Annotated in this window: 22 protein-coding genes; all 22 read left to right on the top strand. The window is 40.3% G+C overall.

Annotated features, from left to right (window positions below; all coding sequences use genetic code 11):
• Nucleotides 1–16: 16 nt before the first annotated feature.
• The 22 genes from EBA_RS12705 to EBA_RS12600 all read left to right on the top strand — a co-directional run bounded on the left by EBA_RS12705 (nucleotide 17) and on the right by EBA_RS12600 (nucleotide 21,505).
• Nucleotides 17–256 carry an acyl carrier protein gene (locus EBA_RS12705; protein ID WP_192375053.1) on the top strand — a complete coding sequence of 80 codons (240 nt, stop codon included), beginning with the start codon at nucleotides 17–19 and terminating at the stop codon, nucleotides 254–256.
• Complete coding sequence (locus tag EBA_RS12700; RefSeq protein WP_192375052.1) at nucleotides 249–662, top strand: MaoC/PaaZ C-terminal domain-containing protein; 414 nt, start codon at nucleotides 249–251, stop codon at nucleotides 660–662. The genes EBA_RS12705 and EBA_RS12700 overlap by 8 nt, the downstream gene beginning before the upstream one ends.
• Nucleotides 631–1,386 (top strand): SDR family NAD(P)-dependent oxidoreductase, encoded by a 756-nt coding sequence (locus EBA_RS12695; protein ID WP_192375051.1) that lies wholly within the window; start codon nucleotides 631–633, stop codon nucleotides 1,384–1,386. Before EBA_RS12700 ends, EBA_RS12695 begins: the two co-directional genes overlap by 32 nt.
• Complete coding sequence (locus EBA_RS12690) at nucleotides 1,376–2,812, top strand: MBOAT family O-acyltransferase (RefSeq protein WP_192375050.1); 1,437 nt, start codon at nucleotides 1,376–1,378, stop codon at nucleotides 2,810–2,812. The genes EBA_RS12695 and EBA_RS12690 overlap by 11 nt, the downstream gene beginning before the upstream one ends.
• Nucleotides 2,809–4,479, top strand: a complete 1,671-nt coding sequence (locus EBA_RS12685; protein ID WP_192375049.1) for a hypothetical protein — start codon at nucleotides 2,809–2,811, stop codon at nucleotides 4,477–4,479. The genes EBA_RS12690 and EBA_RS12685 overlap by 4 nt, the downstream gene beginning before the upstream one ends.
• 962 nt (nucleotides 4,480–5,441) lie before the next feature.
• Complete coding sequence (locus tag EBA_RS12680; RefSeq protein WP_192375048.1) at nucleotides 5,442–6,404, top strand: glycosyltransferase family 2 protein; 963 nt, start codon at nucleotides 5,442–5,444, stop codon at nucleotides 6,402–6,404.
• A 41-nt stretch (nucleotides 6,405–6,445) separates the two neighbouring features.
• The gene (gene asnB, locus EBA_RS12675; protein WP_225616225.1) at nucleotides 6,446–8,245 is read left to right on the top strand and encodes an asparagine synthase (glutamine-hydrolyzing); all 1,800 of its coding nucleotides are present in this window, start codon (nucleotides 6,446–6,448) and stop codon (nucleotides 8,243–8,245) included.
• A 12-nt stretch (nucleotides 8,246–8,257) separates the two neighbouring features.
• The gene (locus EBA_RS12670; protein WP_192375046.1) at nucleotides 8,258–8,989 is read left to right on the top strand and encodes a class I SAM-dependent methyltransferase; all 732 of its coding nucleotides are present in this window, start codon (nucleotides 8,258–8,260) and stop codon (nucleotides 8,987–8,989) included.
• A 128-nt stretch (nucleotides 8,990–9,117) separates the two neighbouring features.
• Complete coding sequence (locus tag EBA_RS12665) at nucleotides 9,118–9,399, top strand: EamA family transporter (RefSeq protein ID WP_192375045.1); 282 nt, start codon at nucleotides 9,118–9,120, stop codon at nucleotides 9,397–9,399.
• On the top strand, nucleotides 9,396–10,373 hold the full coding sequence (locus EBA_RS12660) for a fatty acid desaturase (protein ID WP_192375044.1): 978 nt from the start codon (nucleotides 9,396–9,398) through the stop codon (nucleotides 10,371–10,373). The genes EBA_RS12665 and EBA_RS12660 overlap by 4 nt, the downstream gene beginning before the upstream one ends.
• A gap of 2 nt (nucleotides 10,374–10,375) precedes the next feature.
• Nucleotides 10,376–11,311 (top strand): class I SAM-dependent methyltransferase, encoded by a 936-nt coding sequence (locus tag EBA_RS12655; RefSeq protein ID WP_192375043.1) that lies wholly within the window; start codon nucleotides 10,376–10,378, stop codon nucleotides 11,309–11,311.
• A gap of 54 nt (nucleotides 11,312–11,365) precedes the next feature.
• Nucleotides 11,366–13,036, top strand: coding sequence for a hypothetical protein (locus EBA_RS12650; protein WP_192375042.1), 1,671 nt, complete (start codon nucleotides 11,366–11,368; stop codon nucleotides 13,034–13,036).
• 401 nt (nucleotides 13,037–13,437) lie between these two features.
• Nucleotides 13,438–14,448, top strand: coding sequence for a glycosyltransferase family 2 protein (locus EBA_RS12645; RefSeq protein ID WP_192375041.1), 1,011 nt, complete (start codon nucleotides 13,438–13,440; stop codon nucleotides 14,446–14,448).
• A 71-nt stretch (nucleotides 14,449–14,519) separates the two neighbouring features.
• Nucleotides 14,520–15,092: a polysaccharide biosynthesis protein gene (locus tag EBA_RS12640; protein ID WP_192375040.1), complete on the top strand. Its 573-nt coding sequence runs from the start codon at nucleotides 14,520–14,522 to the stop codon at nucleotides 15,090–15,092.
• Entirely contained in the window at nucleotides 15,089–15,820 is a 732-nt protein-coding gene (locus EBA_RS12635) for a hypothetical protein (protein WP_192375039.1), read from the top strand. The genes EBA_RS12640 and EBA_RS12635 overlap by 4 nt, the downstream gene beginning before the upstream one ends.
• Nucleotides 15,821–15,827: 7 nt before the next feature.
• Complete coding sequence (locus tag EBA_RS12630) at nucleotides 15,828–16,859, top strand: glycosyltransferase family 2 protein (RefSeq protein ID WP_192375038.1); 1,032 nt, start codon at nucleotides 15,828–15,830, stop codon at nucleotides 16,857–16,859.
• A 139-nt stretch (nucleotides 16,860–16,998) separates the two neighbouring features.
• On the top strand, nucleotides 16,999–17,769 hold the full coding sequence (locus EBA_RS12625; RefSeq protein ID WP_192375037.1) for a glycosyltransferase family 2 protein: 771 nt from the start codon (nucleotides 16,999–17,001) through the stop codon (nucleotides 17,767–17,769).
• A 113-nt stretch (nucleotides 17,770–17,882) separates the two neighbouring features.
• Nucleotides 17,883–19,238: a prephenate-dependent tRNA uridine(34) hydroxylase TrhP gene (gene trhP / locus EBA_RS12620; RefSeq protein ID WP_192375036.1), complete on the top strand. Its 1,356-nt coding sequence runs from the start codon at nucleotides 17,883–17,885 to the stop codon at nucleotides 19,236–19,238.
• A 14-nt stretch (nucleotides 19,239–19,252) separates the two neighbouring features.
• Nucleotides 19,253–19,738, top strand: coding sequence for a ribonuclease E activity regulator RraA (rraA, locus tag EBA_RS12615; RefSeq protein WP_192375035.1), 486 nt, complete (start codon nucleotides 19,253–19,255; stop codon nucleotides 19,736–19,738).
• A 37-nt stretch (nucleotides 19,739–19,775) separates the two neighbouring features.
• Complete coding sequence (ispH, locus tag EBA_RS12610) at nucleotides 19,776–20,732, top strand: 4-hydroxy-3-methylbut-2-enyl diphosphate reductase (protein WP_192375034.1); 957 nt, start codon at nucleotides 19,776–19,778, stop codon at nucleotides 20,730–20,732.
• Between the two features lie 25 nt (nucleotides 20,733–20,757).
• Nucleotides 20,758–21,114: a rhodanese-like domain-containing protein gene (locus EBA_RS12605; protein WP_192375033.1), complete on the top strand. Its 357-nt coding sequence runs from the start codon at nucleotides 20,758–20,760 to the stop codon at nucleotides 21,112–21,114.
• Nucleotides 21,107–21,505 (top strand): RNA-binding S4 domain-containing protein, encoded by a 399-nt coding sequence (locus EBA_RS12600; protein WP_192375032.1) that lies wholly within the window; start codon nucleotides 21,107–21,109, stop codon nucleotides 21,503–21,505. Before EBA_RS12605 ends, EBA_RS12600 begins: the two co-directional genes overlap by 8 nt.
• Nucleotides 21,506–21,566 lie beyond the last annotated feature (61 nt).

Here is a 21,566-nt window from a genome sequence, read left to right as displayed (position 1 = left end):
GGTTTAGGTGATATTGATGTCGGAGATACTTGAAATACTAAATGAAATTTTTCATGAAGTAATAGATGATACTGAAGTAAGTCTTAAAAGAGAAACTACAGCGGCTGATGTGGAAGACTGGGATTCCCTTAACCATATTACCTTCATTGTTGCTATTGAAAAGCATTTTAAAGTGAAGTTTACGGGTGCTGAAATTAGGGGGTGGATGACTGTGGGGGAGATGTGCGACGCTATCGCACAAAAAGTAAATGGTTAAGGTTGGTGATAAGTTTGTTGAGCGTTTTCATGTATCCAAGCTCGTATACGAAGGCTTCATTTCTGTCTTTGGCGATTATCACCAATTGCATACTGATGCGGAGTATGCGGTAGCTCGTGGTTTCCAGTCAAAAGTGATGCATGGAAATATTCTTTGTGGATTTTTATCCTATTTTGTAGGAATGTGTTTGCCAATATCTGAAGTAATTATTTTATCCCAGGAAATAAAATTTCGTAGGCCTGTTTATTTGAATGATGAGTTGGTGCTTGAAGTAGTGGTGCAGGATGTGCATGACTCTGTCAATGTTGTTGAAATTGTTTGCAAATTCCGCAATTTGGTAGACAAAATGATTGTAGCTTCGGCTAAGCTAAGTCTTGGTATTACATCGGATCAGAAGGAGATTTAAAATTATTAACGTATTAGTTACTGGCGGGGCCTCTGGGCTGGGTTCGTCTATTACTAGGCGGTTAGCAGTTACAGGTGATTATCGTGTTTATTTTACTTTTAATACTTCTATGGAAGAAGCTCGTCGTATAGAGCGTGAGTTTCCGTGCACAATAGGTATTGCGTGCGATTTTACAGATCAAAATAGTGTCGATACCTTACTCGCTAAAATGTTAGAAATGGATCTTGATATTTTGATAAATAACGCTTTAACAGGTATGAAAGTAAAGCATTTCCATCAAATAGATTTCAATGACGTTTTAGAAAGCTTTTCTGAAAATGTATTGCCGACTTTACGAATCACAAAGCAGGCAATATTGCTGTTTCGTAAAAAGAAAAATGGCCGCATTATTACAATCTTAACATCATATTTGGCAAATTTCCCACCAGTTGGGCTTTCTGAATATGTTGCAAATAAAGCCTATCTTTTATCTCTTAGCCGATCTTGGGCGGGTGAGAACGCCCGCCACAACATTACGTCTAATTGTGTTTCGCCTTCGATGATGCAAACTGCATTAATCAGTAATCTTGATGAGCGCCAAATTGAAGACATTGCAAATAGTAGTCCGCTGAAGTGTTTAGTCACTACAAACGAGGTTGCTGATACGGTATTTTTTTTGGCTACTGCAAGTAGACATATAAATGGAGTCAATATTCTTATAAACGGCGGTGTAAATGTTGTTTAACTCTTGGTTGTTTTTTGTTTTCTTTCCAATAGTCACCATTCTATATTTTATTACACCATTTAAATATCGCTGGCTAGTTCTGCTTGCTTCAAGCTGTGTTTTTTATATGGCTTTCGTTCCTGTATATTTGCTAATTCTCGCTGCAACAATAATTATTGATTATTTCGCTGCAATTCAGATTGAACAATCAGAGGGGCATATACGAAACAGATGGCTTTTGATTAGTATTGTTTTTACATGTCTAATTCTTTTCTTTTTTAAGTACTATGACTTTTTTACATGGAATGTGAATAAGCTTGCTGAAATTTTCAAACTTGATTTATCCATAGCTGCATTGCATTTACTGCTACCGATCGGATTGTCATTTCATACGTTTCAAAGTTTAAGTTATGTTATTGAGGTTTATCGTGGGAATCAAAAATCGGAGCGACATTTTGGAATATATGCATTATATGTGATGTTCTATCCTCAACTAGTTGCAGGCCCTATTGAGCGCCCACAAAATTTGCTACACCAGTTTCATGATGAGCATAGGTTTAATTATAATGACGTCGTTTCAGGGCTACGTCTAATGGCTTGGGGATTGTTTAAAAAAGCAGTTATTGCAGACCGTCTTGCAAGGTTTGTTTCACCAATATACGACAATCCGGAAGGCTTTGATGGGGGCCTCCTGATGGTGGCAACCCTTTTTTTTAGTTTTCAAGTGTACTGCGATTTTTCGGGTTATTCGGATATGGCTCGTGGTGCTGCGCGCGTAATGGGTTTTAAGCTGATGCTGAATTTTGATCGCCCATATGCTTCTACATCACTATCAGAGTTTTGGCGGCGATGGCATATTTCTCTATCTACTTGGTTACGTGATTATGTCTACGAGCCTACTGCTATGGGGCTTCGAGATAGAGGGATGTATGGAATTGTAGTTGCTTTGCTTTTAACGTTTTTGATAAGCGGTTTTTGGCATGGTGCGAGTTGGACATTCGTAATTTGGGGATTGCTTCATGGCATTGGTCTTTCATTGGAAGTCGTCTTTGCAAAAAAGCGAAAGAAACTATCAAAAATAATACCGGCTTTTTTATTCAAAGCTATTATGTTGGGGCTTACATTTTCTTTTGTTAATTTCACGTATATATTCTTTAGGGCTGAAAGTTTAAGCGATGCTTTTATTATTATAAAACAAATTCTAATGTGGATTTTTTCATTAGATCATTTTTCGAGCGTTTTTAACGAGAATGACTTTGTATCGAATTGTTTGTTTATTTTGTTTCTTATTGTGGCGCAATATTTTTATGTGCGCATCAATTTGGAGGAACTGTTCCAGAAATGCGCTTGGTGGCTGCGTATGTTTATTTATCAAGTCGCTGTAGCTTGCATCGCTTTTTGGGGGGTGTGGTTACAAGGCCAAAGCTTCATTTATTTTCAATTTTGAGTGCTGAGGCGATTACTAGTATGGCAAGGTTTTTTTTTAAAAGTACATCGGTTGTTTTATTTATAGTGACTGTTGTATTGATCGTATACTCAACGGAAATTTCGTTTTGGATCAATTCTCGGTTAGCGTCTGAAAAAAGTATCGCAAACAACCGTGTAAATATTCATTTGCCCACGTATGTATATGGGAGGGACTCCCCTTTTTTATTAGGCAATATCGAGAATACCAATAACGCGTATTTTCGAATAAAGTTGCGTTTCCGAGTGGATGATACTGAAGGGTATCCAAATATATTTCAGTCAGCCCCTTATAACCGTGGTCTTAGGGTTGAGATAGCCGGTTCAACTGTCGCGATTATAGTACAAGATTTACAGGCTCCCAATGGACTTCGTGGAATGACTTTAACTAGCGCTCTTGAAAAGTCCCGTTGGTATGTTCTGGAAGTTGAGGCTATGAATGGCGCCTTTGTCAGGGCTACATTAGATGGAGTTAGTGTGGCAAACTACTCAGGAGATGGTCTCAATATAGAGATGTCTGAATTTATACTAGGTGCCGGTTTTGATGACAGTCGCGTTTTTAAAGGTGAGATCGATAGTAGTTCACTGGTAAAAGGTAATATTGCTTTTCCGCGACTAAGTTTGGCTATTATCTACTCCACTATAATTTTTGCATTTTTACTCTTTATGGTCGTTTTGTGGAAAGCATTGAGTGAATATTATGAGGTACGATTAGTTGTATTTAAGTTGGTTTTTATTTCATTACCGTTGCTATTGGTAATTGTATATATCGAATATAAAATGTCATACCTTAACACTGACTACTATACTAGAAGAGTGGCTTTGGAGCAGGAAGCAGAAAAAGTTGAGGTGCTTGTTGTGGGGTCATCTAATACTTTTTATGGAGTCACACCGGAAGTGTTTTCGCTCAAAGGGTTTAATCTAGCATTCCCAGGTAGCGGTATGTATTTTGATGCTAAACTTGCCGAAAAATATTCCGGCATTATGCCAAATTTGAAGATGGTGGTATTGACTGTAAATTATTTTACATTTGGGTTGGACTATTCGACATTTAGTCAGTCGTGGCGACAGTTCGCTTTGCGCCAGAATTTTGGTATTTCCCTGAAAACCACTGTCGGCTTGCCTTTTAATTGGCAGTTTTGGCTAGAGCCTCGTAATTTCAGCAAGATCGCATTGTATGGAAAAGCTTTAATCGGCGAAGAGCTTTTGGCGCCTGTGGATGTGGTCGCTTCATGTTTAGGATGGTTTAACGGAGGCGATGTAGCACCCGATCTGTCCAAAAACCTTGGGTTGGCTGCGGCAAAAGACCACAACTCCACCACTGATAGTGATAACTACATACATAACTTGAGTGATTGGGACACGCTAGTTTCGTTTCTTCGAGGACATAATATTAACGTTGTAATGGCGACGTTGCCAACAGATGCCAGCTACTATCAGGAATTAGATAAAGATAAGAAGAATAAAATGCATGATATTTTGTTAGATTTTTCAGCGAGAAATAATATTAAGTTTGTTGACTTTACTGGGGATGGCCGCTTTTCTAGTGATGATTTTACTTGGGAAATGCCAGACCATTTGAATGCAAAAGGCGCTACAAAATTCAGTAAAATCCTTGATGAAGAATTGATTGTGCCGCATTTTAAATAATCGGAGCCTTGAAAAAATTGTTTCGTACACTTAGCTATAGCTAACATATGGCTCTACTTGGTATTTTTTCAAATGAGATTTCCTACGGCATCAAATAACGCTTTCAATAGTATTATAGATGTCTATAACCATAGTAATTTTATCTTGGGGCTTCAGTTTATCTCGTTATATGGATCTGCTATGTTGGTATTTAAAGCTATTCACAAGTTCTGTGTGGAAAAATAAATTGCTTGATACTTAAACTGTAGTTGTTGCTTGTAAAGTTATATCGTATTGCGCTCTAAATACAGGCTGTCTGTATCGACACTAATACTGTTATCTTTTACTGCTTTGGTTATTTGATATTTTATTCCTATTTATTCAGCGAAGTGGCGTTAAGAATTACTTTAGGCCGTTATTTTCTGGATCATGAGGTGTATACGGTTTGTATCCACTATGCGAGTCGAATGTAAAAGTACCACAGTTGATTTCTTCCGCATCAAAGTCTTTTGAGTCGATTTCTTTTGGGTATGGGATGATAGGTTTTATGGCATTATTTATGTGTTTATTTACAAATATATTGATTGCTGAATATCATAAATAATTTATGCTTTTAATTGTATGAGTGATAGGTGCGCACTATTTTATGCAAATAATTTATCGGTACCCACCCTCTTAATTGATTTAGGTTAAAAAGTTAAATTCATAGTGATTGACTTTAAAGTTAAGAAGTCTTCAAGATATTAACGAAGGCGTGGTCTCTGAGTTAATGAAGTTTTTTTCGAGACAAATGGATGTGCAAGTCATTGAATTAAGTGGCGCTGACTCTCTAGGTGACGAATTAATCAAAGGGTCATCAGATGTTTTTGTTGCGTTTGTAAAAAACTGTTCTAGCAGGTTGTATAATGTCGCCAATATAATTGGTGCAACATTGTACTAATTCAGTATGGTAAATATGCTTTTATTTCAATTCTAAAAATAAGATGATTTCAATAGTTATTCCAATTTATAATGAGCGTGACAACATAACATTGCTTTACGAGAAGTTAACACGTGAACTTCCTTTATTGGAGCGTGAATTTGAAATTATCGTCATTGATGATGGCAGTACAGATAATAGCGTTGAGTTATTGAAAATGTATTCCAGTATTGATGAGCGTTTTAAAGTAGTTACGCTTCGCCGTAACTTTGGTCAAACTGCGGCGATGATGGCTGGCATCGATTTCGCTAAAGGCGAAATTATTGTTCCTATGGATGGTGATTTACAAAACGATCCAGCAGATATTCGGCGGCTAATTGAAAAGCTTGACGAGGGTTATGAAGTTGTTTCTGGTTGGCGTAAAAATCGCCAAGATGCAAATTTAAGGAGGAATCTACCAAGTAGATTAGCTAATTATCTAATTTCTTGGATTTCAGGAGTATATTTGCATGATTATGGTTGTTCTCTAAAAGCTTACCGCCGAGATGTTATTAAAGGGGTAAAGCTGTATGGCGAAATGCACCGATTTATTCCAATTTACGCGAGTTGGCAGGGAGCAAAAGTTACGGAAATAGCTGTTAGTCATTATCCTCGCATTCATGGTGTATCCAAATACGGTTTGGAACGAGTGGTCAAAGTTGTTTTGGATCTTCTGGTTGTTAAGTTTCTAGCGAAATATGCAACCAAACCTATCTATGTATTTGGTGGGTTTGGAGTAATTAATCTCGCAATGTCAGGGGTTGCAGGTATTTATGCTATCGCGCTTAAATTGTTCGAGGATGTATCCTTTATACTAACACCGTTACCATTACTATGTGTGATGTCGTTTATCACGGGAATTATGTCTATGCTAATGGGGCTTCTAGCTGAGCTTGTTATGAGGACGTATTATGAATCACAAGACAAGCCAGTTTATCTTATAAAAACTACGATCAATCTTGATGGTATTCGTCCGTGTGTGGAATAGCTGGGTTTGTTGGACAAGAGAACTCTGAGATATTACGTGGGATGGCTGATGCAATGCGGCATCGCGGGCCGGATGGAGAGGGGTATTTTTTCTGTAATAACAATAGAGTAAGTCTAGCGCATCGTAGGTTATCCATTACCGATATAGCCGGTGGTGATCAACCAATGTGGAATGAAGATGATTCTGTAGGAATAGTCTTCAATGGGGAAATCTACAACCATCTGGAGTTACGAGATGAATTGATGCGTAAAGGGCATATCTTCAAGTCGGATCATTCAGACACAGAGGTACTAATACACGGTTACGAGGAATGGGGGTCGGAATTACTGATACGACTAAACGGTATGTTTGCTTTCTGTATTTATGATAAGCGGCAAAAGCAATTGTTTTTTGCAAGGGATAGGTTCGGCAAGAAACCACTTTATTACACAATATTTGATCAGCAATTGGTATTTGCCTCCGAGCTAAAAGCTTTAATTACTCATCCGGCGGTCAAAAGAGAAATTAGTCCTATTAGCCTAAGAAAGTATTTTGGTTATGGATTTATTCCAGCACCTTACACGCTTTACAAAAATATATCAAAGTTGCCTGGCGGACACTTCATGATTTATCGCCTTGAACAAGCTAAAGCAATTGTTTCTAGTTATTGGCAGTTTCGGATTATTCCTGATAACAGTTACGCAAGAAAATCTGAGGATTCTTTGGCAGAAGAATTGCGCAATATATTAACTTCAGCAGTTAAACGTCGGATGATTGCGGATGTACCAGTAGGAATATTTCTTTCTGGAGGAATCGATTCAAGTGCTATTCTTGCTTGCGCATCAAGTGGCGAACCATCAGATCGAATTAGGACTTTCTCAATAGGTTTTCGCGAAAAAGCGTTTGATGAATCACATGTCGCTAGGGCGATGGCTAATTTTTTTGCTTCTGATCATACAGAAGAAATTTTCGGTATTGATTGTGCAAAGTTGGTCGCGGAACACGTATTAGAGATGCTGGATGAGCCGATGGGGGATAGTTCGATTCTTCCGACTTATTTGCTTTCACAATTTGCTAAGCAATCGGTAACTGTCGCGCTAGGTGGGGATGGCGGTGATGAGTTATTTGCGGGTTATGCACCGTTTCGAGCACTCAAGGCGGCGGAGCTTTACTGTTATATGCTGCCGAAAGCTTTGCGTACTTTCATTCTCGCAAGCGTGAATCGCTTGCCCGTATCAGAAGGTTATCTTAGCTTTGATTTCAAGCTTAAAAGGACATTGCAAGGACTTGAGTATCCCTCATCGGTATGGAACCCTGTATGGTTAAGCCCTCTTATGGCTGATGAAATATCAGAATTGATGAACATGCCAGTCGATTGGAGTGAAGTTTATGGCGATGCCATTCATGCTTGGCATTCTAGCGACGCTGAGGATCTGATCGGTAAGTCAATTGAGTTTTACGGGAAGTTTTATTTGCAAGATAGTGTATTAACGAAGGTAGATAGGGCTTCGATGATGGTTGGGTTGGAAGTTAGGGCTCCGTTTCTTGATAATGAAGTAGTGGAGTTCTCAACTCGTTTGCCTTCTAATCTCAAACATCATCGAGGAGTATCTAAATATCTGCTTAAAAAGGCAATGAAGGGAATACTCCCTGATGATTTGCTTGCGAGGCCGAAAAAAGGATTTGGCATACCACTCACAAATTGGTTAAAAACTTGGCCAATCACTACATCTGATCAATCTAATTTCAATCGCCAATTCGTACTAAAAATGAATAAACAGCATAGTAGTGGAAGTAGGGATAATAGATTATTTCTTTGGAATTGGATCGTGCTTAATAAATATATATCATCGATTACTTGATTAACAAGGTTTATGGATAATTCAACATATGAAATAGAAGCTCAAATTGAAGAGCAGCATTGGTGGTTTGTCGGAAGAAGAAAGTTATTTAGCTCTATTATACGTGCATTGGCAATTCCAGCTACAGCTAAAATTCTTGACTTAGGAACAAGCACAGGTACTAACCTGAGAATGCTTAGGGATCTTGGTTTTACAAATGTTAGAGGGCTAGACTTTTGTGAGGAGGCTATTCATTGGTGTAGGGAAAAGGGTTTGGGCCAAGTTGATCAGGGAGATATATGCGACATCCCATCTCAAGATAATGTGTACGACCTTGTATTGGCTACTGATGTAATTGAGCACGTTGAAGATGATAATAAGGCAATTTCGGAAGCATATAGGGTTTTAAAACCTGGGGGAGTTGCGATAGTTACCGTTCCCGCTTTCAGTTTTTTGTGGGGTATACAAGATTCTGTCTCACATCACAAAAGGAGGTATACAAGGGGGCAATTAGAGAATATTCTCACTGGTGCTGGATTTAGATTGATTGATATTTATTATTTTAACTATGTATTGTTCATTCCAATATGGTTTGTTCGTAGAGCTCTAATGTTTTTCCCTATTAGGATGAAGAGCGAAAATCAGTTAAACACATCTTTTCTTAATGCTATTTTGCGTTACGTTTTTTTTGTTGATATTTATACGGCTAAAAAAATTAATCCTCGATTTGGTGTTTCGATTTTGGCATTAGGTATTCGCGACTGAATGCTATAAATGGAATCATGTCAAAACATATTTATGGGTTGCTTACAAGGTACTGAAGGTAAATTAATATGCATTTGGTTTTGTCATTTTGCCTTTTTCTTTTTTTGTCCATTTCAGCAAATTTGTTTATGAAGACAGGCTCAGCAACATTCAACATTAGAAATTTGTTGGATCTAGATAATAGTAAGGTTTATATAGGGTTTGTACTATTTGCTATTGCATTGGTTGTGTGGATTTTTATTTTAAAAAAACTTCCACTAAATGTTGCTCAAGCTTTTAGTGTTTTACAGTTTGTTGGTGTAATTTTGGCGTCATGGTTACTTTTGTCCGAGCCAATTAGCGGTTTAAGATGGGTTGGTATAGCTTTTGTTTTTTTAGGTGTAATAATAGTGGGATGGACTGCAAAATGAACGATTATTCTGTCGGTTTTAGTGAGGTTAAAAGCATTAAAGACTCTAGAGGGGTATCTCTGAAAGATTTTCTAAGAACGCTAGACATAAATTACTTAGAGGTATGGGTAAGTATTATCGGTGCATATGCTGTTCTGTTTGCAGTATGTTACCTTATTGTTCAAATAGAGCGCGAAAGCCTCTTATTACTATCTGTAGTCGTAACCATATCAGGGTTATTAATTGGTTTTGTTGTTGCATATCTTTCGCTATTTTTTCACGAGGCTGCGCATTATAATATTGCATCTAATAAAAACTTAAATGATTTATTGGCGAATATTTTTATTGGGGTTTTGGTTGGGCAAGATGTTAAGTCTTATAGGCCAATTCATATGAGGCATCACTTGTATTTGGGCACTGTTAAAGATACAGAAAATTCATATTTCAATGCTCTGACGCCTGTGTTTATTTTAAAGTCTATAACAGGAATTTACGTTGTTGAAGTTTTGCTCGGCAGGTTGAAAAATTCGAAAGTAAAAGAAGGGAATGAAGAGGGGGGGGCTTACTTTAATGTAATAACTTTGTTAGGTCTTTTATTTCATACAAGTGTTGTTCTTTTTGCTTACCGGATTGAGTGTTATTCTTTGGCAGTATCGTGGGTATTTGGCGTGTTTTTTGTTTTTCCTTTTTTAGGTGCCGTAAGGCAGATTATTGAACACCGTGATAATAATGCTGATAATAATGTCGATTATTATACCAATAATCATGGAGCAATTACGAGAAATTTTGGGCGAGGGGTGTTCTCGCGATTGTTTGGCGGCGCGGGGTTTAACTTACATTTACTTCATCATTGGTTGCCCAGTGTGTCTTATACGTGTTTTTATGAATTGGAGGACTTTCTGTTAAATACCGAGTTGGCTGGTATACTTTATGAACGAGATAGTCGCTATTCTGAAGTCTTCAATAATTTGTTAGCTTCAAATGCTAGAGATTAACTATGGAAACTAAAAATACTTTATGCCCGATTTGCAAACAAAACCGTTATGAACATTGGGCGGTTGCTTATGATGTTGAGTATTTTACTTGTGAAAAGGCATATGAATACCTGCGATGCTTATCCTGTGGGTGCATGTACTTAAAAGAACCTCCTGTCGGAAGATTGAAAGACATCTATCCAATTAACTATTATTCGTATTCAAATAATTCTTTTAGTGTTGTCAAAGGCGTAAAAAATATTTTAGATGGAATTAGATATAAGGGAATATTGCATAAAATTAATAAAGATAATATTCGTGTTTTAGACGTTGGTGGCGGTTCTGGGTGGTGTATAAACGAGATTAAGAGAATAGATGATAGAGTGATGTATTCTCAAATTGTAGATATTGATCCAGGCGCAGAAAAAGCCGCCCGTGATGGTGGGCATGACTTTTTTCTCGGTAGAGTGGAGGATTTTAAAACAAATGGTAAATTTGATTTAATTTTGTTGCTTAATTTGATAGAGCACGTTGAAGACCCGAAACTAGTTTTGGCAAAAACTCGAGAGCTACTAAATCCTAACGGTTTTGTTTTGATTAAAACACCAAACTTTGATAGTTTAGATGCAAGATTGTTTAGAAATAGTTCCTGGGCTGGGTTTCATTGTCCCAGGCATTGGGTATTATTTACAAAACAATCTTTCTATAACTTGTGTGGTCAAGTTGGGTTATCAGTAGAGAGCTTTAGTTATACCCAAGGGGCGCCATTTTGGGCAGCGTCAATCTTGGCTGTTTTAGGACGGCTTGGTATTGTTACCATATCGGCTAATTTACCTTCAACCAAACATTATTTATTCTCGCCGTTGGTGGCGCTATTTGCGATTTTTGATATATTGCGAATGCCATTTTTTAAAACTTCTCAAATGTTTTTTGTTTTAAAAGATGAGTCATCTTCTTGATGAGACCTGCGTAGGTTTTTTTGTCATTTTTAGTATTCTTGGTATTTTTATTGCATGAGTATTGGTATATATAACAATATAATATCAGTTGTAGCTGTTTTGTTTTTTTTAGTTACATTAATTCTGCTTTACAATTTTCCCATATATCCCGATGAGGTGGCTACTCGATTTTGGTTGTCGAGATTTTTATTTGACTATCCTTATAAAATATCGAATCTTCCTACTTGTACATCTGCTTTTTCTAGTATATTTCCATTAACGTGGTATGTTCCTGGGATTGTAAATTGGTTGATTCATGCAAATATAAAAAATCTCTATGTTATGAGGGTAGTTGGTTTTTTTGCTGCTGGTGTCTGGGTTTGTGCTCTTTTTTTTCACATTAGGCGCGCAATTATTAATTCGTATTATACTGAAAATAGAGTGGATTATCGGCTAAACTTGGGGTTAATTGCCTTGTTTGTTTCTCTTTTGGCAATTGGGGTTTATCCTGTTTTTTTATTTACTAATAGGCATGAGCAACTTATGTTGCCGTCCGTCGTTTTTTTGATATGTTTATTTTCTTTTTTAAATAAACATGGTTTTTCAAAGAACTTATTAACAATATATTTATTAATTTTTGTATACTTTACTTGTGTGTCTTTGATTTTATACGCGCATCCTAAAGGTATGTTTTTAGCGCCATTCTTTTTAATAATTGGTCTTAAGTTGATTGTAGGCATAAGAAAAATATTTATATCCATGATTTTGACTGTGCTCATCACGCTTTTGATGGAGCAGAGCTACTTTTCTTGGAAAAATTTTTTTAGTTGCCCAGAAATCCCTAAGCTAAATCAGCTAATAATCAGCTTTTCATTTGATCCATTTTCTTTTTTTTATGATTTTAAGTTTTTTTTAAATAAATGTTTATATAGTTTATTGCAATTCAACAGATATTTATTTCAAATTGGCTTTCAGGAGATTACGGATGCCAATTATTTGCCTCAGCATCCTCTGGGTCCAATGGCAAAATTTGTTAATGCTTTGGTATATTCAAATATTTTTTTCTTGTTTTTTGGCTTGACGATATATCTGCCTTATTTTTATTTTAAAAATGATATTGTTCGTGGACAGTACCTGACGGTAAATGCGGTTTTGATTGTTCTTGCAGGATGTGTGTTTTTTAGTGCTTTATTTAATCTGCCAAAAAATTGGTATGATGCTGGCTATATGTATAGCTTGCTGATTATTATTTTGGTTTTTTTTGTTTCTGCTAATTTGCCTAGTGTTTTTCCAAAAAAAGTTTTTTCAGTCTGTTTTTTTTATATTGTTATTGTCGGCTTGCTATCGCAATTAATATTTGCCCATCGTTACGCAAGAGATTTACAAGCTGGATATGCGGGGCCAAGTGTTGGCTTAGTTGGTTACGTGTATGATAAAAATTACGACTCAGAGTTTTCTAACATTTCCAGTCTTTGTAAAATAGACTTAAATAATAGCAAGCATTTAATCGTTGATGATTATACATATTTTTATTTTTCTTCTACTAGAATGCCGATGCCAATTACTTACATTTATTTGGAAAATGAACCTGAAAATGTTCAAGACTTCATTCGAAAATCTGAGTCTTCTGGTATGGTAGTGCGCTGTGATTATATGCCGTTGTCCCTTGCTCCACTTTCGCAACGTAGCGGTGGTCTTTGTTGCATTTCACAAGAAAATCTTAGGAATGTTAACGTGATTAGATAGTTGTTGTCAGGGTATGGGGGCGATATGTTTCCCAAAGCCTTTTGTGCAAGTGTCTCTAAAGCAAAAAATGTCAAAAATTACGCTACTATTTTTCATCGTTCGGATTCGTGCGTGCCACCTAGTTTCATTCATTCAACGGAAGCTTTGAAAGATCCATTCTTTAATAGCTTAAAGCGGTGCTGATATGCTTTGCGAATTTTCAACGCTTGGCCAGCTAAACGTCGGTATTTAAGTTATCTATGTATTTTTTGGTGGTTTGATTCCAACGGACCTATAAAACCTACTCATACTCTCTTTTGCTGATGTAGAGGCGTTATTTGTTTGTTATATTGATATTTTGTCTAATTATATTTATTATGCCTGCGGATGTTCTTAAAATGGATTGTCTAGTAATTTAAAATATGAATATATCTAACTGGGATAACAGTATACTCGCGCCTGTTATTATTACCTATAACCGAGAGAACTGTTTAAAAGTAACTTTGCAAAAATTTGTTGAAGCCGGATTAACGGGAATAGAACTGGTTGTATTAGATAACGCTTCTAATGATAATACTATAGATGTTGTGGCAGAATATCAAAAATACTGGCCAAATTTAAAATACCATAAAAATATATACAACATCGGTGGTAGTGGCAATATACTGCGTGCCATAGAGGTAACTGATTCCGAATATTGCTGGATTATTGGTGACGACGACGACTGGCATTTGCAATTTATAGATGAATTGATAGAGGTCCTAAGTTCTCAAGATGCGGATATTATTCGCTTAGGATGGCTGGTCGATGATGGTAATAAAGGCAAATATTTACCGGCGATGGATCTGGCTCACACAGAGCCGTTGTTTTTTGCCAGTATCAGCATGATTTCCGCAACCATTATTCGCCGCAGCATTGCATCGGCCCATTTGCCATCAGCATATATGAACATAGGTGACGCCTATCCACAATTGGTATCAACGATGCTCTCGATGCAGGAGAAACCTCTCACAGTCTACAGTACTAAAAATGATTTAATGACACATACCCCAAATACAGCTCCCGGATATTATTTTGGCGATTTGGAATGGTATGCGGGCTGGTTTAGGACTAGTCGGTTTCTGCGGGATAGAAAGCTCCGTATAAAGTTTATTGGGGAAATTACCCGGTATATGACAAGGGATAGGAGTAGCAAGAACAGTAGTTTGTGGTTGGTTAAAGTCGCGTTAAATTACAAAGCCCAAGGCATCAATCAATTTAATTATTTGTTGTCTATGATGGCGTATGGCGAAGGCTGGCGTGGTCGTATGTTTATGGTATCGCTGGCTTATTGTCTAATGCCTGGTTTTTTGGCGGGAGGCTTGCGGCGATTTTACCGTAAACTGTTTAACTTACCCGAGCGAACTTTAACTATTGATCGATCCAGGCTTTGATTTTTTTGCCGAATTGAATTTATAACTAGCCAATCCATTCATTGGACGCAGGGAACCCGAGGCAAAACTATATGCAGGTCGATAAGAAAACGTTAGCAGTTTTAGCGCAACGGGGTTGGCAGGCTGGCGCAGGCCTGATTACGCTATTTTGCATTGCACGATATTTATCTCCAGCCGAACAGGGCTACTACTACACCTTTGCCAGTCTTGCCGGCTTGCAGGCGTTATTGGATATGGGTCTATCAACCATACTGGTACAGCAGGCTGCGCACGAGTTTGCCGAATTGACTTGGTTGCCTCACGGGGAGGTCGTTGGTAACAATGTCGGCCGCTATCTAGCGCTGACCAAAAAAGCATTGTATTGGTATGGTGTTTCCGGGCTGCTGTTTTTATTGGTTTATCCGGGTGGTTTATATTTCTTTAGTCATCGTCCGCAGGAATTGGATTTAGCTTGGCAACAACCTTGGTTAGTTCTGGTTGTCAGCACGGCCGTAGGTTTGGCCTTATTGCCGGTTTTGGCTATAGTGGAAGGCAGCGGTAAAGTTGTGGAGGTCTATTCGCTGCGTTTGGTGCAAGGTATTGTAGGCGCCATCGCCATTTGGTTTACCCTAATAGAGGGGGCGGCCTTTATGCGGTCGCTATGATGCCCGCGTCGGCTGCTTTGATTGCTTTGGTATGGGCGCTATTTCGCTATCCGAAATTATGGGCGTCAGCTTTGTTTGGGATTTCCGGGGACTTCGGTTGGTGGCAAGAGCTCTGGCCGATGCAATGGCGCTTGGGAATTAGTTGGCTTTGCGGGTATTTTTTAACTCAAATGCATACTCCGCTGTTGTTTCAGACTCAGAATGCCGTAGTTGCCGGGCAGATGGGAGTCACTATGACCGTTTGCAATATGTTGGGTTTGTTAAGTTTAGCTTGGATGACGAGTCGAATCCCCGTGTTAGCCAAAGCTGCCGGGCAGCAGGATTGGGATTTGCTGGACAAGGAATTCAAAAAAGGTTTTAAACGTTCACTTGCGGTATTTGTCCTGGGGGCGGTGTTTTTTGTCTTGATTCGCTATGCGGCCGATTACACTGCGTACGGCGTTAGGTTTTTACCGTTTTGGGAAACTTTTGTTCTGATCGGTGCAATTTTGTTTGCCCATATTTCCGGATTGTTAGCTATCTATCTCAGGGCGCACCGCAAGGAGCCCTTTCTTTGGTTGTCCTTGTCCGGTGCATTATTGACCGTCGGTGGTTCGGTTTGGGTGGCGCCGATTTGGGGTTCGGCGGGTATTGTGCTGGTTTTGCTTTTAGTAAATGTCGGGTTCGGTTTTCCGACATCGTTGCTGATGTGGGTAATGCTTCGTAAAAAGTGGCATGCGACAATATAATAAAAATATGAATAAAAATACTAGGCCATTACTAACTATTGCCATTCCAACCTGGAACAGGGCTGATTATTTAGTTAAGAATATAGAGCAGATTATATCTCAGCTTGGCGAATTAACTTACCCAATAGAGATTTTAGTATCAGATAATTGTTCTAGCGACGATACTAAGGCATGTGTTGAAGAGTTTTTACATAAAGATCTACCAATACGATACATAAGAAATTCTGAAAATATCGGGCCTGATCTAAATATAGCGCAATGCTTTAATCAGGCTGCCGGACAATACGTTTTGATTTTTGGCGATGACGACTTGCTGATAGATGGCTCCTTAAAGCATCTGGAAAGTTTGCTGGCTCGTAAAAGTTATGGCGTGGTTTCAGTTCGAGCATATGGTTACGACTTCGATTTTAGGGCTGAATACCCTGGTGGTGGCGAGAAGTTGTATGAGTTTGCGAATTCAAACGAGTTTATTATTAAGTTGGGCAAGTTTTCAACTTTGATTTCCGTAAATATAATATCCAAAGATTATTTGCAAGGTGTCGATGCTAATGATTACTGCGGAACTAATCTTGTACATATTGATTTAATTTATAGTGCTGCCTTAAAGGCACCTGTTAATCTATATGTAGATAGTTACTTGGTGGCGTATAAGCGTAATAATAGCGGTGGGTACTCGTTTTCCGATGTATTCGTTGATAAGTTTGGCGCTATTGTTGATAAATATATTGATAGTGGATTATCTGTCGGCACTAAGTATACGCTCGAATCGGATATGTTGATAGGATACTATCCATACTACGTGTTAAGGTTACGCTTGCGGGGAACTGAAGATTTGAGTATTGCGTATTCACGGTTCAATGCCAGATTTTCTCAGCATTGGACTTTCTATTGTTTTGTCGCGCCAATTTTTAAGCTGCCGAAAGGGTTGGCAATAATTTACGGTGCCATATCGGTTTTTATCGGGAGAGTATTAACTGGCGACCTTAGACGCGGTTGTGCTTTTGTTTGGGTACGGTTGGGCAAATTTATTAGGCATTAGTGTTTTGGTTATGAGCAATTGTCTTTATTAAAGATTGATAAAGTTTGCCCTATACGCGTACGGAGGAGTTCTGTTTGTTAGAGGTAAATGCGGCCATTAATTGTTGCAAGCCTCTTAAATATTTATTTATCTCAGGTCAATGAAAATATCAATTGTCACCGTATCTTATAATGCTGCGGAGTTTATTATCGATAACTTACAGTCAGTATCGCGGCAGGATTTTAATAACATCGAGCACATCGTAATCGATGGCGGCTCAACCGATGGCACCGTCGATATGGTGCGTAAATACGGTCAGCATCTGGCCAAGTTTATTACCGAACCTGATCACGGTATTTACGATGCGATGAATAAAGGTATTTTTCTGGCGTCCGGCGATGTGATAGGTACTTTGAATGCCGACGATGTGTATGCAGATGACACGATATTATCCCAAGTTGCCGACATATTTTCCGACCCCACTGTAGACGTCTGCTACGCAGATTTGTTGTATGTCGACAGATATGATGCCTCAAAAATTGTTCGATATTGGACATCTTGCGACTATCGTAGCGGTTTATTCGAAAAAGGTTGGATGCCGGCGCACCCAACCTTTTTCGTGCGTCGCCGCATCTATGAACAGTTAGGTGGGTTTGATTTACAATTTTCCAGACAAGCGGACTTTGAGCTGACTATGCGCTTTCTAGGCCTGAATAAGGTCAAGGCTGTCTATATTCCCAAAATCTGGATAAAGATGCGGACCGGCGGTATTTCTAACAATAGTCTGGTCGGCATTATCAAAGGAAACATAGAAGCTTATTACGCTTGCCGAAAGAATAACCTGGCCGTGCGAATGCCAATGTTTATTTTGCGTAAAGTTCTTTCCCGGATCCCGCAGTTTTTTAAAAGACCGACTGTCCCCGCGAAGTAAATCCGCATTCGTTCCGGCCGAGATTTTTACTGGTTCTTTGATCAATGCTTGCGATACCCTGAAGCCGGTGATAATTTGCTAAAATGCCTGTCAGCTCATTTTTTAGTACAGACATGAAACATATCGAACTTCTCTCTCCCGCCGGCACCATACGCAACATGCGTTACGCTTTTGCGTTTGGCGCTGACGCCGTCTACGCCGGGCAGCCGCGTTACAGCCTGCGGGTGCGCAACAACGATTTTATGGCCGACAACCTCGCCAAAGGCATTGCCGAAGCGCATAAATTAGGCAAGAAGTTCTTTCTGGCTGCCAATGTCATTCCGCATAACGCCAAAGTCAAAACCTTTATTAAAGACATTGAGCCGATCATTGCTATGGGGCCGGATGCATTGATCATGGCTGATCCAGGCTTGATTATGATGACGCGTGAGCAATGGCCGGATATGCCGATTCATTTGTCGGTGCAAGCCAACACAGTTAACTATGCCAGCGTTAGATTCTGGAAAAGCATGGGCGTAGAGCGGGTGATTCTGTCGCGGGAATTGTCGCTGGACGAGATCGCGGAGATTCGCCAGCAATGTCCTGATATGGAGCTGGAGGTCTTCGTACACGGAGCTTTGTGTATTGCTTATTCCGGTCGCTGTCTGTTGTCCGGTTATTTCAATCATCGCGATCCTAATCAAGGTACTTGCACTAACTCCTGCCGGTGGAAATACGATACCAAGCCGGCGGTGGAAAATGCCGAAGGCGATTATTTGTTGGCCGATAGTGCGGTCATTTCGATGAACGATTTGAATGCAGGGTTGAATACCGCCAGTTGCGGTGGTGCCGAGCGGCATCCGCTGGCCGACAATATCTATTTCCTGGAGGAAGAGGGCCGTCCGGGTGAGTTGTTGCCGGTGATGGAGGATGAAAACGGCACTTACATCATGAACTCCAAGGATTTGCGGGCGATCGAGCATGTGCAGCGCTTGGTGGAAATTGGTATCGATAGTTTAAAAATCGAAGGCCGCACCAAATCGCATTTTTATGTGGCGCGCACCGCGCAAACCTATCGGCAGGCGATAGACGATGCCCTGGCCGGCCGGCCGTTCCAGCCCGAGTTACTGGGTGTGTTGGATAATTTAGCTAATCGCGGCTATACCGACGGCTTTTATCAGCGCCATCATACCCAAGAGCATCAAAACTACCTGTCCGGTTACTCGAAAAGCCATCAGCAGCAATTTTGCGGTGAAATTACTCATTACGATACCGAAACCGGCTGGGCGGACATTAGCGTCAAAAACAAGTTTTCGCTAGGCGATAAGCTGGAGTTAATTCTGCCGCAGGGCAATCAGGATATAACCGTGGAAAATATGGTCGATAAATACGGTCAGCCCATGCAGGAAGCGTCCGGCGGTGGTTATGAAGTTAAGATTCCGCTGCCCGATGTCGATTGCCAGTACGGATTACTGGCACGTTATTACTAGCCTTTGGAGGCTGTATGTCATTTCTTACCGGCGCTTTATGTGACCGTTTTTCCGCCCAAGAAAACTTTCAAATTGCCGAGCCTTTGTTTCGGTATTTCGGCGGTAAAGGCCAGTTCAGCGGGCAAATCACGACTTTAAAAGTGTTCGAGGACAATACTTTGGTGCGGACCGTGCTGGAAGAGAAAGTCACTGATCGAGTGCTGGTGATCGACGGCGGTGGCTCAAAGCGTTGCGCCTTGTTGGGTGATACCTTGACTGCTTTGGCAGTCGAAAATGGCTGGCAGGGTATTGTCGTCTATGGGAGTATTCGCGGCTCTGAAGCCATTAACAAAATGCCGATTGGTGTGGCAGCTTTGAACACGCATCCGCTCTGTAGCAGTAAGCACGGGCATGGTCACCGGGATTCGATGATCACTTTCGCCGGCGTCAATTTCAAAAAAGATCACTATCTGTACGCCGATAGCGACGGAATTATCGTCTCAGAAGCAAAATTGGATTAAAATCGCTTCGTCTTAACCAAGTAAAATACTCAAGAATATGCAAATCGTACTCGCTAACCCTCGTGGATTCTGTGCCGGTGTTGACCGGGCTATTGAAATTGTCGATCAAGCGATCGATACCTTCGGCGCACCAATCTATGTGCGGCATGAAGTAGTGCATAACCGTACGGTAGTAGACGGCTTGAAAGAAAAAGGCGCGATTTTTATCGAAGAACTCAGCGATGTTCCGGTGGGTTCGTATTTGATTTTTAGTGCCCATGGTGTGTCCAAGCAGGTCCAAAAAGAAGCGGAAGAGCGCAAGTTAACGGTGTTCGATGCGACTTGTCCGTTGGTAACCAAAGTACACATGCAAGTTGCCAAACATGCCAAGCAGGATAGAGAAGTGATTCTGATCGGTCATGCCGGCCATCCTGAGGTTGAAGGCACTATGGGGCAGTACGACAAGTGCACCGAGCATGGCGATATTTATCTGGTTGAAACCCCTGATGATGTCAAAAACCTGAGAGTCAATAATCCGGATAATTTGGCTTATGTCACCCAGACCACGTTGTCTATGACCGACACCAAAATAATGGTCGACGCATTGCGTGAACAATTTCCGTCTATTAAAGAACAGAAAAAAGACGATATTTGCTATGCCACGCAAAACCGCCAGGATGCAGTGCATGATTTAGCAAAAATTTCTGATTTGATCTTGGTGGTCGGTTCGCCGAACAGTTCCAACTCCAATCGTTTGCGGGAAATTGCCGAACAGTTGGGCAAACAGGCGTTTTTGATTGATACCCATAAGGATTTAAAACGAGAATGGTTGGATGGAATCGATGTGGTTGGCGTTACTGCCGGCGCGTCGGCTCCCGAAGTGTTGGTACAGGAAGTGATCAATCAACTAAAGGAATGGGGCGGCGAAACCACCCAGGTTCGCGAAAACAAAGGGATAGAAGAAAAAGTGGTATTCTCGATTCCGAAAGAATTGAAAAAGCACATGGAAGCTTGATCCCGTTTACGATTGGAGAAAATTTATGAGCGTTACTGCCCAAGAGCTGGTCGCTGCCGCCAAACAACAGATTACTGAAATCGATGTGGCGACTGCGCAAAATCGTTTGACCAATTTATTGTTGGATGTGCGCGAGCCGGCCGAATATGCTGCCGGGCATTTGCCGGGGGCCGTCAATATTCCTCGCGGTTTGTTGGAGTTTAAGATTGACAGTCATCCGGATTTTCAAGGTCAGCAACAGTCGGCTATAGTCGTGTATTGCCAGACTGGCGGACGTTCGGCACTGGCTACTCAGGTATTGAATCAACTGGGTTACAGCGGCGCAGTCAGCATGGCGGGTGGTTTTAAAGCGTGGACGGAGAGCGGGTTACGCGTTGAGTGACTTAAACCAAGTCCGCATCGACAAATGGCTATGGGCCGCGCGTTTTTTCAAAACACGTGGTCTGGCCTCCGATGCAGTCAACGGCGGCAAGGTGCATGTCAACGGCCAGCGTTGCAAGCCGGGCAAAGAAGTGAAAGTCGGCGATTTGATTAGCGTCACCAAGGACCAATACACTTGGCAGCTTGCGGTGACCGATCTGAATAATCAGCGCCGTCCGGCTAAAGAGGCCGTGGCGCTTTACAGCGAAGACCAAGCTAGTATCGATAAGCGGCTTAAACAAATCGAATTACACAAGCAGCAACAAGCTTCGCTGCATCCGTCCGAGCGCGAGCACAAACCCAACAAGAAACAACGCCGACAAATCCATCGCTTTAAACAAGACGCGATTTAAGGTCAATGACTGCGCCGAACAAAACAATAGCCACAAAACCCGCTTCAATTTATCATTCCCA

The sequence above is a fragment of the Methylomonas albis genome, assembly GCF_014850955.1.
GTDB lineage: Bacteria > Pseudomonadota > Gammaproteobacteria > Methylococcales > Methylomonadaceae > Methylomonas > Methylomonas albis.
This window is presented reverse-complemented; position numbering and strand designations above follow the sequence as displayed.

Coding starts and splice junctions, on each gene's coding strand:
- EBA_RS12670 (WP_192375046.1), top strand. CDS start 8,258: ATGGATAATTCAACATATGAAATAGAAGCTCAAATTGAAGAGCAGCAT.
- ispH (WP_192375034.1), top strand. CDS start 19,776: ATGCAAATCGTACTCGCTAACCCTCGTGGATTCTGTGCCGGTGTTGAC.
- EBA_RS12655 (WP_192375043.1), top strand. CDS start 10,376: ATGGAAACTAAAAATACTTTATGCCCGATTTGCAAACAAAACCGTTAT.
- EBA_RS12625 (WP_192375037.1), top strand. CDS start 16,999: ATGAAAATATCAATTGTCACCGTATCTTATAATGCTGCGGAGTTTATT.
- EBA_RS12605 (WP_192375033.1), top strand. CDS start 20,758: ATGAGCGTTACTGCCCAAGAGCTGGTCGCTGCCGCCAAACAACAGATT.
- EBA_RS12640 (WP_192375040.1), top strand. CDS start 14,520: ATGCAGGTCGATAAGAAAACGTTAGCAGTTTTAGCGCAACGGGGTTGG.
- EBA_RS12705 (WP_192375053.1), top strand. CDS start 17: ATGTCGGAGATACTTGAAATACTAAATGAAATTTTTCATGAAGTAATA.
- EBA_RS12630 (WP_192375038.1), top strand. CDS start 15,828: ATGAATAAAAATACTAGGCCATTACTAACTATTGCCATTCCAACCTGG.
- EBA_RS12690 (WP_192375050.1), top strand. CDS start 1,376: ATGTTGTTTAACTCTTGGTTGTTTTTTGTTTTCTTTCCAATAGTCACC.
- asnB (WP_225616225.1), top strand. CDS start 6,446: ATGGCTGATGCAATGCGGCATCGCGGGCCGGATGGAGAGGGGTATTTT.
- EBA_RS12660 (WP_192375044.1), top strand. CDS start 9,396: ATGAACGATTATTCTGTCGGTTTTAGTGAGGTTAAAAGCATTAAAGAC.
- EBA_RS12700 (WP_192375052.1), top strand. CDS start 249: ATGGTTAAGGTTGGTGATAAGTTTGTTGAGCGTTTTCATGTATCCAAG.
- trhP (WP_192375036.1), top strand. CDS start 17,883: ATGAAACATATCGAACTTCTCTCTCCCGCCGGCACCATACGCAACATG.
- EBA_RS12635 (WP_192375039.1), top strand. CDS start 15,089: ATGATGCCCGCGTCGGCTGCTTTGATTGCTTTGGTATGGGCGCTATTT.
- EBA_RS12665 (WP_192375045.1), top strand. CDS start 9,118: ATGAAGACAGGCTCAGCAACATTCAACATTAGAAATTTGTTGGATCTA.
- EBA_RS12645 (WP_192375041.1), top strand. CDS start 13,438: ATGAATATATCTAACTGGGATAACAGTATACTCGCGCCTGTTATTATT.
- rraA (WP_192375035.1), top strand. CDS start 19,253: ATGTCATTTCTTACCGGCGCTTTATGTGACCGTTTTTCCGCCCAAGAA.
- EBA_RS12650 (WP_192375042.1), top strand. CDS start 11,366: ATGAGTATTGGTATATATAACAATATAATATCAGTTGTAGCTGTTTTG.
- EBA_RS12680 (WP_192375048.1), top strand. CDS start 5,442: ATGATTTCAATAGTTATTCCAATTTATAATGAGCGTGACAACATAACA.